Source organism: Pseudomonas sp. 57B-090624 (assembly GCF_003234055.1).
Classification (GTDB): domain Bacteria; phylum Pseudomonadota; class Gammaproteobacteria; order Pseudomonadales; family Pseudomonadaceae; genus Metapseudomonas; species Metapseudomonas tohonis.
In genome coordinates, this window is sequence record NZ_QKRU01000037.1 from 18,312 (window position 1) to 32,790 (window position 14,479).

Genomic DNA, 14,479 nt, shown 5'->3' on the forward strand with positions numbered 1-14,479 from the left:
ACTCCTGATCATGTTCAATTCTCCACTCCCATCGGCAAGCGAATTGCCGAGCAGCCGCCAACTCGTTCGTTCCACCGTCATTGCCCTGGCTGTCGCCATGGGCCTGCTGGTCACCGTGGTGATGCCTTCGGAATACGCGGTCGACCCGACCGGCCTGGGCCGCGCCATGGGCCTGACGCAAATGGGCGAGATCAAGATCACCCTCGCTGCCGAGGCTTTGGCTGACGAGGCTGCGTCGAAAGCGGCAGCTGCTCCGGCCCCAGCTCCTGTCGTTGCTGCTGCACCGGCACCTGCACCGGTAGCGCCACCCGTACAGCAAGTGGCAGCAGCCCCTCAGCCCGCGGCTCCCGTATCCAGCAAACCTGCTGCCAACGCCAAGTCCGATCAGGTCACCGTAACCCTGACGCCAGGCGAAGGTCGGGAGATCAAGCTGGAAATGCTCAAGGGCAGCACTGTGAGCTATGAATGGACCGCATCCGGCCCGGTCAACCACGACACCCACGGTGAGATCTACAACGCCGCCCAAGGCGATTTCCACAGCTACAGCAAAGGGCGTCAGGTGAAAGGCGACAAGGGCGACCTGACCGCGCTGTTCGATGGCACCCATGGCTGGTTCTGGCGTAACCGCACCAACGCCGATGTCACCATCGTGCTGAACACGACTGGCGACTACCTGAACGTGAAGAAGTAATCCCGCCGGGGCGAACCTGTTGTTCGCCCCGACTTTTTGATCTCAATTGGAATAGCTGAAGATGACTACCAAAATCCTCAAATCGCTCGTTGTGCTGAGCTTCCTCGGCCTGTTGGCTGCCTGCGGTGGTACTGATACCGAATCGAAGTCTGGCGATGCGGGTCACGGCCACTCGCACGAGTGATGCAAACAGGGCCGCTAAAGCGGCCCTGTTTCTTTCTGGATTACGCGAAGATCATCGATAGAACCCGTGCAACGCGGGCTTTATGGCTTTGGCCATTTCCGGTGATCGTCATCGATGACGAACGAGTGCGCATGCGCATTGCCGTTGGCCACGTGCGGGTGGTCTTCCGGCAGGTCATCGTGATTGTGCGCTACCACGTCTTCCTCATACTCCGGGCGCCAGATCCGCTTGCTCACCAGCCAGGCTACGGCGGCAACCAGACTCAGTCCGATGAACGAAGCCGTCAGGCTGACGCTTGCCCCCAACCATCCCGCGAGCGGGTAGGTGATCAGCCAGCAGGCGTGTGAAAGGGCGAACTGGGCGGCGAACAGCGCAGGTCGATCCTGGGCTGAGGACGAGCGCCGCAGAATGCGTCCGGACGGTGTCTGTGCCAGGGAGTAGCCGGCACCCAACACCAGCCACAACAGGATCAGCGCCGGGTAACTGGAGACGAAGGTACCCAGGATCAAACCGGCTACCAGCACGGCACCGCCGGCCAGCATCGCCTTGCGATCGTCCAGTCGTTCCAGCAGCTTGGGCAGCATCAGGGCGACCACCATCGAGCCACCGCCGAAGGCCATCAAGGCCATGGCGGTAGAGCTCTGGGGCAGCGCGAACTTGGATTGCACCAGTACCACGGTGTTGACGATGACCATGGCGCTGGCGGCTGCGATCGTCAGGTTCAGTGCAAGAAGGCCACGCAGCCGCGGGGTGCGCAGGAAAATCCGCATGCCCTTGGTGGTGCGTTCATAGATGCTGCGTTTGGGTCCTCGTGCCGCCAGGGGCAGCACCACGGTACCGACCATCGCGGCGGACACCAGGAAGCCCACCACCGTGCCCGCGAACAGGCTGTGGAAGCTGACCACCGTAAGCAACAGCGCGGCCAGCATCGGACTGATCACGCTTTCCAGGTCATAGGCCAGGCGCGAAAGGGAAAGCGCCCGGGTGTACTCGCGCTCATCCGGCAGGATGTCAGGGATGGTGGCCTGGAAGGTTGGCGTAAACGCCGCAGAGGCCGACTGCAGCACGAAAATCAGCACGTACACCTGCCAGATCTCGGTGACGAAGGGCAGCATCAGCGCGACCGCTGCCCTGACCAGATCGAGGGTGACCAGCATCGCCTTGCGCGGCAGATGCTCGGCGAACGCGGCGGCAACCGGTGCAACGCCGATGTAAGCCGCCATCTTGATGGCGAGCGCGGTACCCAATACAGCTCCCGCCTGGGCGCCGGCCAGGTCGAATGCCAGAAGCCCGAGGGCAACCGTCGCCAGACCAGTGCCCACCAGGGCGATCACCTGGGCCAGAAAGAGGTGTCGATAAGTACGATTTTTTAGAACGGATAGCATGCGCTACCTCCGGGTAGTGCGGGTGATTCATGTTTCTAGCGTATCCCCCCTGGGGGGATACGGTCAACGTGAGTGAATCGAACCCTCATCCCGGCAGTGCATTTTCCTGAGAACAGAGCTAAAGTAGAGATTCATACATTTTATGTTTGATTCTCTACATGAAAAATTGGCTTCTTCTTGTGTTGGCACTCCCCACGGCCAACGCGACCGAACGTATGCGTGCCTGGCGGGCGTTGAAGGCTTGCGGCGCTGCCGTGCTGCGCGACGGTGTGTACCTGTTGCCTGAGCAGGACGCGGGCCGCGAGGCGTTCGAGTCCGTGGAGCGCGATGTGACGGTCAGCGGCGGCACTGCGTTTCTGCTGGCATTCCCGGACGAAGAAACTCGCTTCGCCGGCCTGTTCGACCGGAGTGAGGAGTACAGCAAGCTGCGCGACGAAGTCGCCGCGTGCAGGGAGGGACTGCTTCCCGAGAACGCCCTGCAGGTCGCTCGCCAGGTCAGAAAACTGCGCAAGAGCTTCGCCCAGTTGGCCCTGATCGACTTCTTCCCCGGCGTTGCGAAGCAGCAGACGGAGACCGCGCTGGAAGCGCTGGAGACGGCAATCAGCCGTGCCCTCTCACCTGATGAACCGCACATTCAGGATCATCCCGTCACGCTGCTGGACCACAGTCATTACCAGGGGCGTCGCTGGGCAACCCGTCGACGTCCCTGGGTCGACCGGCTGGCCTGTGCCTGGCTCATCCAGCGCTTCATCGACAGCGGCGCGGAAATCCTCTGGCTGGAATCCCCGAGCGACTGCCCCGCCGATGCACTGGGCTTTGACTTCGATGGCGCCGCGTTCAGCCATGTCGGGCACCGCGTCACCTTCGAAACCCTGATCGACAGCTTCGTGCTGCAGGCTCCAGGCCTTTCACGCATCGCCGCGCTGGTTCACTACCTCGATGTCGGTGGCAGCCAGCCTGCGGAAGCGTCCGGCATCGAGCGTGTCCTGGCGGGCCTGCGCGAGAGCATTACCGATGACAACCAACTGATGGCAGCGGCAAACGGCATCTTCGACGGGCTGCTGGCGGCCTTTGCCAACGAGGAAAACGGTCATGGCTGAAACGACGACGCTGGCCACGGGCGAAGCCCCCCTCAAGCCAGCGACCCCGGTGGGCTTGTTCGAAGCGTTGCTGTTCTGGCTGAAGATCGGCTTCATCAGCTTTGGCGGGCCGGCAGGACAGATCTCCATCCTCCACCAGGAGTTGGTGGAGCGTCGCCGCTGGATCAGCGAGAAGCGCTTTCTGCATGCCCTGAACTACTGCATGTTGCTGCCCGGGCCCGAGGCCCAGCAGCTCGCGACCTACATCGGTTGGTTGATGCACCGGACCTGGGGCGGGGTGATTGCTGGCGGGCTGTTCGTGCTGCCGTCGCTGTTCATCCTGATCGGGCTGTCGTGGGTCTATATCGAGTTCGGCAACGTTCCGGTGGTTGCCGGGATCTTCTATGGCATCAAGCCGGCGGTCACCGCGATCGTCGTTCATGCGGCGCACCGCATCGGTTCCCGGGCATTGAAGAATGGCTGGCTATGGGCGATCGCCGCAGCATCCTTCGTCGCCATTTTTGCCCTGAACGTCCCGTTCCCGCTGATCGTTCTGGCCGCTGCCGTGCTGGGCTACATCGGCGGAAAAGTGCTGCCGGACAAGTTCGTGACCGCTGGCAAGCATGGCTCCGGGAAGGCCAGTTACGGGCCTGCGCTGATCGATGACGATACACCGCCACCCGCGCATGCCCGTTTCCGCTGGAGCTATCTGCTCAAGCTGATCCTGATCGGTGCGGCGCTATGGATGCTCCCCATGGGGTTGCTGACCGTCATCTTCGGCTGGCAAGGCACTCTGACCCAGATGGGGTGGTTCTTCACCAAGGCTGCGTTGCTCACCTTCGGCGGTGCCTACGCGGTGTTGCCCTATGTCTACCAAGGTGCGGTCGGTCACTACGGCTGGCTGTCGCCCACGCAGATGATCGACGGCCTGGCCCTGGGGGAAACAACGCCGGGGCCGTTGATCATGGTGGTGACTTTCGTCGGCTTCATTGGCAGCTACATCCACCCGATGTTCGGCACCGACCATCCGTTCCTGGCGGGCGCGGTGGCGGCTGTGCTGGTCACCTGGTTCACCTTCCTGCCCTCGTTCCTGTTCATCCTTGCCGGCGGTCCGCTGGTGGAGTCGACGCACAACGAACTGAAGTTCACAGCGCCGCTGACCGGGATCACCGCCGCCGTGGTAGGTGTGATCCTGAATCTGGCGTTGTTCTTCGGTTACCACGTGCTCTGGCCCAACGGCTTTGGGGGAGGATTCGAGTGGGCCTCCGCACTTATCGCCGCGGCCGCCGCTATTGCCCTGTTCTACTTCAAGCGCGGTGTGATCCAGGTGCTGGTGATGAGTGCACTGGCGGGGCTGGCGGTCCAGCTGTCGATGCGTTGAGGAGGATGCCGCTTGAGGGTGATCCGGGGCAGGCGGTCAAGCGCCTGCCTCAAGATCGAGGGGGAAGGAGGAAGTAGAGAAACAGCACATCCATGAGCCTAGGATGGGCTTTTAGCGTTTTCCTTTTCTTTGGTCTCTGCCGGTTTGGCTTTGTCTGCGGTGTCTTTTTCACCCCAGAGGCGTTTCTGGTCCTCGCGGAATTTCTTGTTGAATTCGATCGAGCGGTCGTAGCCATCTTCGGCAAATACCGGTGTCGTCACACCAACAGCCAGTACACCGATGAGAAGCGCTTGGGTCAGTCGCATTTTCAGAAACTCCAGGGGTTTGGATCTCAATGGATCGTGAGATTTTCGATACCCCTGAAGCTTAAAGAAGCGTCTCTGACGACAACGTGAGGCGCGAATTACAATGTTGAAAGACGCCTTGGGCTCAGAGACGGTTCACCGGAAAACTCAGGTGGAACCAGGTAAAGCCCGAGCCCGTTATTTCTACCTTCGCCACGCCTTGGTGCAGGCTCATGATCGATCGCACGATGGCAAGCCCGAGGCCTGTGCCTCCCTCGCTGCGCGCACGCCCTTTGTCGACCCGATAGAAGCGTTCGAACAGATGAGGCAGGTGCTCTTCCGGAATACCTTGGCCTGGATTGCCTACGCTGAGCCTGATGTGCTCCTGCTCACGGTGAACCTTCACCACTACAGCCTGCCCTTGTGGGCAGTAGCGAATGGCGTTGGAGAGCAAATTGGACACTGCCCGTTGAATCATCAGGCGATTGCCTTGGATCACATCGACACTGCCTGACACATCGAGCCGAACGCCGCTCTCTTCGGCACTCAGGCTGAACAAGTCACTGACCCTCTGCACCTCGTCGACCAGTGCCACCGTCTCGAATTGCACCAAGGCTGCAGGCTGGCTGACATGTGCCAGGAAAAGCATGTCGGCCACCATGCTTTTCATGCGATCCAGCTCCTCGGCGCAGGATTCCAGCACCTCACGGTACTCCTCCGAGCTGCGTGGTCGTGACAGGGCCACCTGTGCTTTGCCCATCAGGTTAGTGAGCGGAGCACGCAACTCGTGGGACAGGTCGTCCGAGAACTGCGATAGCTGCTGCACGCCACCGTCCAGGCGGTGCAGCATAAAGTTGATGCCGTCCGCGAGCTCCAGCAGTTCGATCGGCAAGCGGTCGGTAGGCAGCCGATGCTGCATGTTGTCGGTGGAGATCTTCGACGCGACTTTCAGAAAGCGCGTAAGCGGCAGCAAGCCCCGGCGTACCGTCCACCAGGCCACGACCATGATCAGCGCCAGGATGAAGGGTGACGCCATCAGGGCCCAGCTCAGCATCGCCCGGAGCAATTCGGCATCGGAGGATTCATCCACGGTCATGTACACACCGACCTGGGTACCGTCAGCCAGACGCATGAGCTGGGAAACGCTGAGCATGGGCATGCCCAGTTCGTTGTTCCACTCGTAGAACTCCACTTGATCGTTGGCAGGAAAGCTGGTGAGTTCGGTGGTTATCTTTTTCGAGCCGATGGTCAGCAGGGGGATTCGGCTGTTTGCCGTATCGAAAATGCTGACGAACAGGTTGTTGTGGCCCATCGCAAGGTCGACCAACTGGTGGGAGTCTGCGGTGACCTCGGACAGATCCGCGACGGTCGATAGGTTATGGGCCATGCCACCCATCTTGGTGATCAGGCTGCTTTGCGCCGTGCGCTCCAGCGCCTGGCCGAGCATCAGGTAGCCCACGATAGAGAGCAGCACCAGCAGTATCACGCTCATCAAGCCGACTTTGAGTCCCAACCTGGCGGCCAGGCTGAAGCGCTTCATGAACGCTCCTCGATCACATAGCCCACACCGCGCAGGGTGTGGATAAGTTTGTTCTCGAACGGATCGTCGATCTTGGCGCGCAGGCGCCGGATCGCCACGTCGATCACGTTGGTATCGCAGTCGAAGTTCATGTCCCAGACCAGGGAAATGATCTGCGAGCGGGTCAGGGCTTCCCCTGGGTGGCTCATGAGCAGGCGCAACAGGGCGAATTCCTTGGTAGTCAGCTCGACGCGCAGGTCACCCCGGAACGCGCGGTGGCGACCCGGATCCAGCTCAAGGTCTGCGACCCGCAAGGTCGGGTGGTCCACCACCTTGTCGCCACGCCGCTGCAGCGAGCGGATGCGGGCAAGCAGTTCCGGAAACTCGAACGGCTTCACTAGATAGTCGTCGGCGCCGCCGTCCAGGCCCTTCAGCTTGTCGTGCAGGCGGCCACGACCGGTCAGCATGATGATGCGAACCCGACTGGTCTTGCGGATCGTGTCGAGCACGTCCCAGCCGTCCACCTTGGGCAGGTTCACATCCAGGATGACCAGGCCGTAGGTGTTGTGCTGGAACAGGTGCAGCGCATCGACACCATTACTTGCCCGGTCAACGATATAGCCACTTTCGGTAAGCCCTTGCTGAAGATATTCGGCAGTTTTGGCTTCGTCTTCCACTACTAGAACACGCATTATTTGTTTATCTCAAATTAAAAAAGTATTCGGGTGTCAAATAAAAAAATATTCATTTATTTCTTGAAGTGGGCGGTTGCAGGAGCTGAGTGCAACACGGTTATTGAATTAAAGCTGGAGCATCATGCCGCATAACCAAGGCTTCCTGCATCACCTCGCCCATGACTTCGATCGGGCACTTGAAATCAAAGCGTTTACGGGGGCGCATATTCAGTTCCAAGGCGATGGCATTCAATTGCTCTTGGCTGTGTACCGACAAGTCAGTCCCCTTGGGCAAGTACTGGCGAATCAGGCCGTTGATGTTTTCGTTGCTGCCGCGCTGCCAGGGGCTGTGCGGGTCGCAGAAGTAGATCGCCACGCCGGTTCTTTGGGTGATCTCGGCATGTCGCGCCATCTCCCGGCCCTGGTCGTAGGTCATACTCTTGCGCATCGCCAGCGGCATGCCATTAAGCGCTGCACTGAAGCCCTCCATCGCCGAGGTCGCCGTTGCGTCGTTCATCTTCACCAGCATCAGGTAGCCACTGGTGCGCTCCACCAACGTGCCTACCGACGAGGCGTTGGCCTTACCCTTGATCAGGTCGCCCTCCCAATGCCCCGGCATCAGCCGGTCTTCGATCTCTGGCGGGCGCACATGAATGCTGACCATTTCAGGGATCTGGCCGCGCCGATCCACGCCACCAGAGCGCGGCCGGCGCGTCGTCTTGCCTTGGCGCAGGCAGACGATCAGCTCCTTGCGCAACTCGCCGACCGGCAAGGCATAGATCGCGTTATAGATCGTCTCACGACAGACGTAGGCGTCTCTGAGGTTGGGTATGGTCATGCTGCGCAGCTTGCCGGCAATCTGCTCGGGAGACAAACGCTTACGCAGCATGTGGGCCACCAACTTGAAGCGCTCGCTACCCGGCAACAGCTTTCGTTTCGGTCGACAGCGTTGGCGGCGGGCCTGCATCTGCTGCTGGGCCACGCGGGCCGAGTAGCTGCCACAGGCATCTCGATTGCGGCGCAGCTCGCGACTGATGGTCGAAGGGGATCGGGTGATCAAGCAAGCAATCTTGCGTAGGCTGAACCCTTGGGCACGGCCGATTTGAATGGTGGCGCGTTCTTCAACGCTGAGTTCGGAATAGGACATAGGGGCAGCACGGTACCGGAAAGGTCAGGTGTTGCACTCAGTTTTCGCGGCCGCCGTGTCATTGCCTCATGCACCGAACCAGCATGGTGATCATCGATGAATCAATCTTAAAACGAAAATCAGGAGGGAGGTGGAATCCTTCAAATTTGTAATTCAGCGGTAACGTTCCTGATAGTCACCCCCCTCTAGAATCGAACCTGTAGAGGAGTCTACGACAATCTCCTTCCATGCAAAGGGTGCAGCAGACGAGTGGGTTACTCATGTGTGTCCTGCGACCGCGCTCGCCTTGCGATTTAAAAATCCTCAAAGACAGGTCTAAAGCATGCCCATGTCATGGCGCTTCACGGGGAACTTTCGATGAATAACGAACATTATCTGCGCAGTGTAAAGGGGCTCTCTTTCGCCATCGCTTTTATTATTTCAGGGCCTGCCATGAGTGCTGAGAAGTTCTCTGTCGCCAATGAACAGATTCAAGCGCTGGGTATCAAGACGTCTGCTGTGCAAAGCATGAAACAGACGGTCAGCACGCGATATCCCGGCCAGGTTGTCGTGCCTCCGAAAGCGGAGCAGATCGTCAGTTCCCCACTTGAAGGTGTGGTGGTGCAACTGCTGGTGGGCGAGTACCAGGCCGTTCGCAAAGGCGAGCCGGTCGTGCGCCTGTCCAGTCCGGCGATGAGCCAGCTCCAGCTCCAGCTGTTGCAGGCATCTGCCCGCGCCACGCTGGCCCGGCAGGCCTACACCCGGGAACAGAAGCTGTTCGATGAGGGCATCATTCCGCAGCGTCGGGCGCAGGAAGCCCAGGCAACGCTGAAGGAAGCGGAAGCGACTCTGGTGCAGACCAAGGCCGAACTGGCCCTGGCGGGAATGACCCCGGCCATGATCGAGCAGGTCATCCGCTCCGGGATTCCTTCCGACAGGATCACCCTCAGCGCCGTTCAGGACGGCATTGTCAGCAACATCTCGGTCCGGCCCGGCCAGCGGGTCGACGGTGCCACGTCGCTGCTGAACATCACCCAGGTCGATGCGCTGTGGCTGGACGTGCAGATTCCGGCCGCGGCCAGTATTGGCATTCAGCCGGGCGCGGGCGTAACGGTGGTCGACAAGGGCATTAATGGGCGTGTCATCAACCTGAGCCCGACCCTCTCGGCTACCAGCCAGTTCGTGGTGCTGCGCGCCGAAATCGAAAATGCCAACGGCGCCCTGCGTCCCGGCGAGCTCGTCACCGTGGAGATCCCGGTTCAGGCCGCTGGCAAATCCTGGGACATCCCTCTGTCTGCCGTCGCTCGCAACAAGACCGACTCCGTGGTGTTCGTCCGCACGCCCGACGGTTTTGAAGCCCGCCCGGTCAAGGTCGAAGCCAGCGCGGGGCAACTGGTCCGTGTCCAGGGCAACATCAGCGAACAGGACCAGGTTGCCGTCGCCGGCGTGATTGCGCTGAAAGGCGCCTGGCTTGAAGAGGACGGTGAGTGATGCTGAGCCGTCTTATCCAATTCTCTTTGTCCCAGCGCCTGTTCATGGTGCTGGCGACGCTGTTGCTGACCGGCGCGGGCTGGTATGCCTACCGTGGGCTGCCCATCGATGCCTTCCCTGATGTGGCCAGCACCCAGGTCAAGGTGATCATGAAGGCACCGGGGATGACCCCGGAAGAAGTTGAAAGCCGGATTGCCGTGCCGATCGAAGTGGAAATGCTCGGTATTCCCAAGACCAAGATCCTGCGCTCGGTCACCAAGTACGGCCTGGTCGATGTCACCATCGATTTTCAGGATGGCACTGACATCTACTGGGCGCGGCAACAGGTTTCCGAGCGTCTCGGCAACCTGAGCGACAGCCTGCCGGACGGCATCAGTGGCGGCATGGCGCCGATCACCACACCGCTGGGCGAGATGTTTATGTTCACGGTGGACGGTACAACCTTGTCTCTGGTCGAACGTCGCAGCCTGCTCGACTGGGTGATCCGGCCGGCGCTGCGTACCGTACCTGGCGTGGCGGATGTGAACTCCCTCGGTGGCCAGGTCAGGACCTTCGAGGTACTGCCAGATCCCATCCGCATGGCTGCCAGCGGCGTGAGCCTTGAGCAGCTGACCAACGCGGTCAACACCAACAACCGTAACGACGGTGCCGGCCGACTGGGTGAAGGTGACGAAGTCCTGCTGGTACGCAGCGAGGGCAGCATCCGCACCCTGGATGACCTGCGGGCCGTTGTGGTCAATTCCAACAGCTCCAGCCCGGTGCGGGTTGGCGACCTGGCCGAGGTTCGCCTTGGCACCCTGACCCGCTACGGCGTGGTGACCCAGGATGGCAAGGGCGAGGCTGTGCAAGGCCTGGTGCTCGGCCTGGCTGGCGCCAACGCCCGCCAAGTGGTCGCCGGTGTGCAACTGAAGCTCAAGGAACTGGAGGCCACACTACCGAAAGGCATCACCATCACCAGCTTCTACGATCGCTCGTCGCTGGTCGATAAAGCGGTAGGGGCTGTGTCCAAGGCGCTGATCGAGGCCACCGTGTTGGTCATCGTGTTGCTGGCCCTGTTCCTCGGCAACGTTCGCGCAGCGCTGACGGTTGCCCTGGTACTTCCGCTGGCGGCGTTGATCACCTTCATCCTGATGCGCTTCGTCGGCATGTCCGCCAACCTGATGAGTCTGGGAGGGCTGGCCATTGCCATCGGCATGTTGGTGGATGCCGCGGTGGTGGTGGTCGAGAACATCGTCCAGCGTCTGGCCACCGATCCTTCCGGTGGCAAGCTGCCGCGTCTGCACATCATCTACCGGGCGGTGCGCGAGGTCGCGGTACCGGTGACGTCCGGCATCCTGATCATCATCACGGTGTTCCTGCCGCTGCTCACCCTGCAGGACCTCGAAGGCAAGTTCTTCGTCCCGGTGGCGCTGACCATCGTCTTCGCTCTGGCGGGATCGTTGCTGCTGTCGCTGACCGTGATCCCCGTGCTGTCCTCCTACCTGCTGCGCGAGGTCAAGCACGAAGACCCCTGGCTTGCCCGCAAGCTGCTGGGCATCTATGGCCCGGTGCTGGAGTGGGGGCTTGGCCGGCAGAAACTGATCGCGATCATCGCTGGCGCCATGTTGGTCGTCGCTGGCCTGGTCTACACCCAGGTGGGCAAGACCTTCATGCCGACCATGGATGAAGGCGACCTGATCGTGGGTATCGAGAAACTGCCATCGGTCAGCCTCGAACAGACGGCCGAGCTGGACAAGAAGATCCAGACCGCGCTGATGGCAGCGGTCCCGGAGATCCGGGGCATCGTGGCGCGGGCCGGTTCCGACGAGATCGGTCTTGATCCCATGGGCCTGAACCAGACCGATACCTACCTGCTGCTCAAGCCCATGAGCGAATGGCGGATGGACACCAAGGAAGAGCTGATGGACGAGGTCCGCAAGGTGCTCGATCCAATGCCGGGTATCGGCTACAGCTTTACCCAGCCCATCGAGATGCGCGTCTCCGAGATGATCATCGGTGTGCGCGGCGACCTCGCCGTGAAGATCTATGGCCCTGACCTGGGCACCCTGAGCCAACTGGGCGGCAAGATCGAGTCGCTGCTCAAGACTGTGCAGGGCAACCAGGACGTCTACACCGTGCAGAACGACGGTGTGCAGTATCTGCGCGTGGAGATCGACCGGCTGCAGGCTGGCCGTTTCGGCCTGAGCGTCGAGGCCATCCAGGATGCACTGCGCGTGCAGATCGAAGGCCAGCAGGCCGGCCTGGTGATCGAAGGCAACCAGCGCACGCCGATCCTCATTCGCTCGGACGAGTCGGTGCGCACGTCGCCGGCGGACTTCAACGCGGTGCGGATCACCACGCCGGATGGCCAGACCATTCCGCTGAGCAGCGTGGCGAGACTGGAGCGTGCCGATGGCCCGGTGAAGATCGACCGGGAAATGGGCAGCCGCTACAGCGTGGTGATCGCCAACGTCAGCGGTCGTGACCTGGTCGGCTTCGTCGAGGAGGCCAAGGCGCTGGTGGCTCAGCAGGTGGAACTGCCCAACGGCTATCGCATCAGCTGGGGCGGCCAGTTCGAGAACCAGCAGCGTGCGGCTGCCCGGCTGTCCATCGTCGTTCCCGTGGCGCTTGGTCTGATCTTCGTCCTGCTGTTCTCGACCTTCGGCTCCGTGCGCCAGGCGTTGCTTATCCTCAGCAACATCCCCTTCGCCCTGGTGGGCGGCATCGTCGCGCTGTGGGTCACTGGCGAGTACCTCTCGGTGCCAGCGTCGGTGGGGTTCATCGCTTTGTTGGGTATCGCGGTGCTCAACGGCATCGTGCTGGTCAGTTACTTCAACCAGTTGCATGGCGAAGGCCTGCCACTGCGGGAAGTGGTGCTCCAGGGTGCCCGTCGCCGGTTACGCCCGGTACTGATGACCGCCTCGATCACCGCCTTCGGTCTGGTCCCACTGTTGTTCGCTACCGGGCCCGGCTCCGAGATCCAGCGGCCGTTGGCCATCGTGGTGATCGGCGGTTTGATCACCGTCACCGCGCTCACCCTCATGTTGCTCCCGATTCTCTATCTGCGATTCGCCCACGCGAAAAAGGAGGCCAAAGATGCCTGATACCTGGTTGACGCTGCTCTGCACCCCAAGCTTGGAGGAGAAGCTCATCGACCACCTCCTGGTCGTGACGGGGAACCAGATCTTCACCAGCACACCGGTTGCGGCGCACGGGCTGTCCACCGCGGCACTCAATCCGATGGAGCGTGTCATGGGGCGGGCCAAGGCTGTGCAGATCCAACTCGTGGTGGAACGGCAGCAACTCACGGAGGTGCTGCAATCCCTCAAGGAGGAGTTTCCAAATACCGGGCTGCGCTATTGGACGGTCCAGGTCAGTAACTTTGGGGAGTTCGTGTGATGAAGCGCCTTGTTCCCCTGGCTCTGCTGATCAGTGTGTGTGGCACGGCCGTGGCGCAACCTGCCGCTCCGGCAAACATTCTGCCCAAGCCGCTGGTGGTGTCGCTGCTCAACGCCGATCCCCGCGTGGCCTCGGCACGCTCCAGCATGGATGCCGCCATGCTGGAGGCTGGCATCATCCGGCGTTCGCCTTATGAATGGACGGCCACGGCAATCGGCCAGCAACGGCGTACCGACGCTGGCCCCAACTACAACGAATGGAACGTGGGTATCGAGCGCACGGTGCGCCTGCCTGGCAAGGCCAGTGCCGACCAGGACATCAGTTCGGCAACGCTGCGATTGGCAGATGCCACCTATGGCGAAGTCCGTCATGAAGCCGCGCGGGAACTGATGACCCTGTGGCTGGATTGGCTGGTGTCGGAGCACGCGCTCACCATCGCCAATAAAGGCCTGGCCTCAGCCAAGGAAAGCCTGGCGGCGGCGGAAAAACGCAACCGTGCGGGTGACGCCTCTAAGCTGGATGTAAGCCTGGTCAAGGCGGAAGTGGCCGAGCAACTGCGACAAGGCAACGAAGCCAAGATAAAAGCCGCTGCGAGCTGGGCAACACTGTCGCGGCGCTTCCCTGGCATCGAGCGCAAAGTGGTTGATCTGCCCATTCCTTCGGCCGAACTCGGTCAGTACGACACCTGGCGCGAGCGGATCCTGGCCGAAAGCGATGTGCTGCGTCGGGTCGAAGCCTCTCTGCTGAGAAATCAGGGGCAATCGGCCCGGGCGAAGGCTGACAGGGTGCCGGATCCTACGTTGGGGGTATTCACCGCCTCCGAGCAGGGCAACCGTGAGCGCATCTACGGTGTCAGCTTCAGCATGCCGATCCCCAGCGGGTCGCGCAGTGCTCGCTACAGCCAGGCGCTGGCCCAGGAGAATGCGGCTCGCGAGGATGTCGACCTGGCCAAACGCGAGCTGGAAGCCGGGATTGCCCGTGACGTCGAACTGGCTTCAGGTGCTTACGAGAGCTACCTGATCGCGAAGGATGGCGCCGCTGCCATGACCCAGAACGAAGCACAGATGCAGCGTGCCTACGAACTGGGCGAGGTGGATCTGCAGTCGTTGTTGCTGGCTCGCCGGCAAGCCGTCGCATCGTCTACCAGCGCCCTGCAGGCCCACGCGGATACGCTGCGCACCCATCTGTCGCTGTTGATCGATGCCCACTGGATATGGGGGTTGGACGAAAGCTGAGTTGTTGCGTTGCCCGGCATAGGCCGGGCAACCTTTCAGAATCGTAATGAGT

Annotated in this window: 13 protein-coding genes; 8 read left to right on the forward strand and 5 right to left on the reverse strand. The window is 61.3% G+C overall.

Annotated features, from left to right (window positions below):
• Nucleotides 1-10: 10 nt before the first annotated feature.
• Nucleotides 11-691 (forward strand): hypothetical protein, encoded by a 681-nt coding sequence (locus DMX10_RS18040; protein ID WP_003089089.1) that lies wholly within the window; start codon nucleotides 11-13, stop codon nucleotides 689-691.
• A gap of 61 nt (nucleotides 692-752) precedes the next feature.
• A complete protein-coding gene (locus DMX10_RS33240) occupies nucleotides 753-875 on the forward strand; it encodes a hypothetical protein (protein WP_016713062.1) in 123 nt (40 codons plus the stop codon).
• Between the two features lie 80 nt (nucleotides 876-955).
• Here DMX10_RS33240 and DMX10_RS18045 read toward each other — a convergent pair whose 3' ends face one another.
• The gene (locus DMX10_RS18045; protein ID WP_003089087.1) at nucleotides 956-2,260 is read right to left on the reverse strand and encodes an MFS transporter; all 1,305 of its coding nucleotides are present in this window, start codon (nucleotides 2,258-2,260) and stop codon (nucleotides 956-958) included.
• Between the two features lie 158 nt (nucleotides 2,261-2,418).
• Between DMX10_RS18045 and DMX10_RS18050 the strand changes: the two genes are divergently transcribed.
• Entirely contained in the window at nucleotides 2,419-3,360 is a 942-nt protein-coding gene (locus DMX10_RS18050; protein ID WP_023095846.1) for a chromate resistance protein ChrB domain-containing protein, read from the forward strand.
• Entirely contained in the window at nucleotides 3,353-4,720 is a 1,368-nt protein-coding gene (gene chrA, locus DMX10_RS18055; protein ID WP_003089083.1) for a chromate efflux transporter, read from the forward strand. The genes DMX10_RS18050 and chrA overlap by 8 nt, the downstream gene beginning before the upstream one ends.
• A gap of 98 nt (nucleotides 4,721-4,818) precedes the next feature.
• Here chrA and DMX10_RS18060 read toward each other — a convergent pair whose 3' ends face one another.
• From DMX10_RS18060 to DMX10_RS18075, 4 genes are all read right to left on the reverse strand, one after another.
• Complete coding sequence (locus DMX10_RS18060) at nucleotides 4,819-5,025, reverse strand: hypothetical protein (RefSeq protein ID WP_003089081.1); 207 nt, start codon at nucleotides 5,023-5,025, stop codon at nucleotides 4,819-4,821.
• A gap of 124 nt (nucleotides 5,026-5,149) precedes the next feature.
• The gene (locus tag DMX10_RS18065; RefSeq protein WP_003089080.1) at nucleotides 5,150-6,544 is read right to left on the reverse strand and encodes a heavy metal sensor histidine kinase; all 1,395 of its coding nucleotides are present in this window, start codon (nucleotides 6,542-6,544) and stop codon (nucleotides 5,150-5,152) included.
• On the reverse strand, nucleotides 6,541-7,215 hold the full coding sequence (locus DMX10_RS18070; RefSeq protein WP_003288515.1) for a heavy metal response regulator transcription factor: 675 nt from the start codon (nucleotides 7,213-7,215) through the stop codon (nucleotides 6,541-6,543). The genes DMX10_RS18065 and DMX10_RS18070 overlap by 4 nt, the downstream gene beginning before the upstream one ends.
• A gap of 100 nt (nucleotides 7,216-7,315) precedes the next feature.
• Nucleotides 7,316-8,344, reverse strand: a complete 1,029-nt coding sequence (locus tag DMX10_RS18075) for an IS30 family transposase (RefSeq protein WP_039615380.1) — start codon at nucleotides 8,342-8,344, stop codon at nucleotides 7,316-7,318.
• Between the two features lie 357 nt (nucleotides 8,345-8,701).
• Between DMX10_RS18075 and DMX10_RS18080 the strand changes: the two genes are divergently transcribed.
• The 4 genes from DMX10_RS18080 to DMX10_RS18095 are packed head-to-tail and all read left to right on the forward strand — an operon-like array spanning nucleotide 8,702 to nucleotide 14,427.
• Nucleotides 8,702-9,814 carry an efflux RND transporter periplasmic adaptor subunit gene (locus tag DMX10_RS18080; protein ID WP_023628708.1) on the forward strand — a complete coding sequence of 371 codons (1,113 nt, stop codon included), beginning with the start codon at nucleotides 8,702-8,704 and terminating at the stop codon, nucleotides 9,812-9,814.
• Nucleotides 9,814-12,897 carry an efflux RND transporter permease subunit gene (locus DMX10_RS18085; protein WP_003089077.1) on the forward strand — a complete coding sequence of 1,028 codons (3,084 nt, stop codon included), beginning with the start codon at nucleotides 9,814-9,816 and terminating at the stop codon, nucleotides 12,895-12,897. Before DMX10_RS18080 ends, DMX10_RS18085 begins: the two co-directional genes overlap by 1 nt.
• On the forward strand, nucleotides 12,890-13,192 hold the full coding sequence (locus DMX10_RS18090; protein ID WP_003288512.1) for a DUF3240 family protein: 303 nt from the start codon (nucleotides 12,890-12,892) through the stop codon (nucleotides 13,190-13,192). Before DMX10_RS18085 ends, DMX10_RS18090 begins: the two co-directional genes overlap by 8 nt.
• The gene (locus DMX10_RS18095) at nucleotides 13,192-14,427 is read left to right on the forward strand and encodes a TolC family protein (RefSeq protein WP_003089075.1); all 1,236 of its coding nucleotides are present in this window, start codon (nucleotides 13,192-13,194) and stop codon (nucleotides 14,425-14,427) included. Before DMX10_RS18090 ends, DMX10_RS18095 begins: the two co-directional genes overlap by 1 nt.
• Nucleotides 14,428-14,479: the final 52 nt, after the last annotated feature.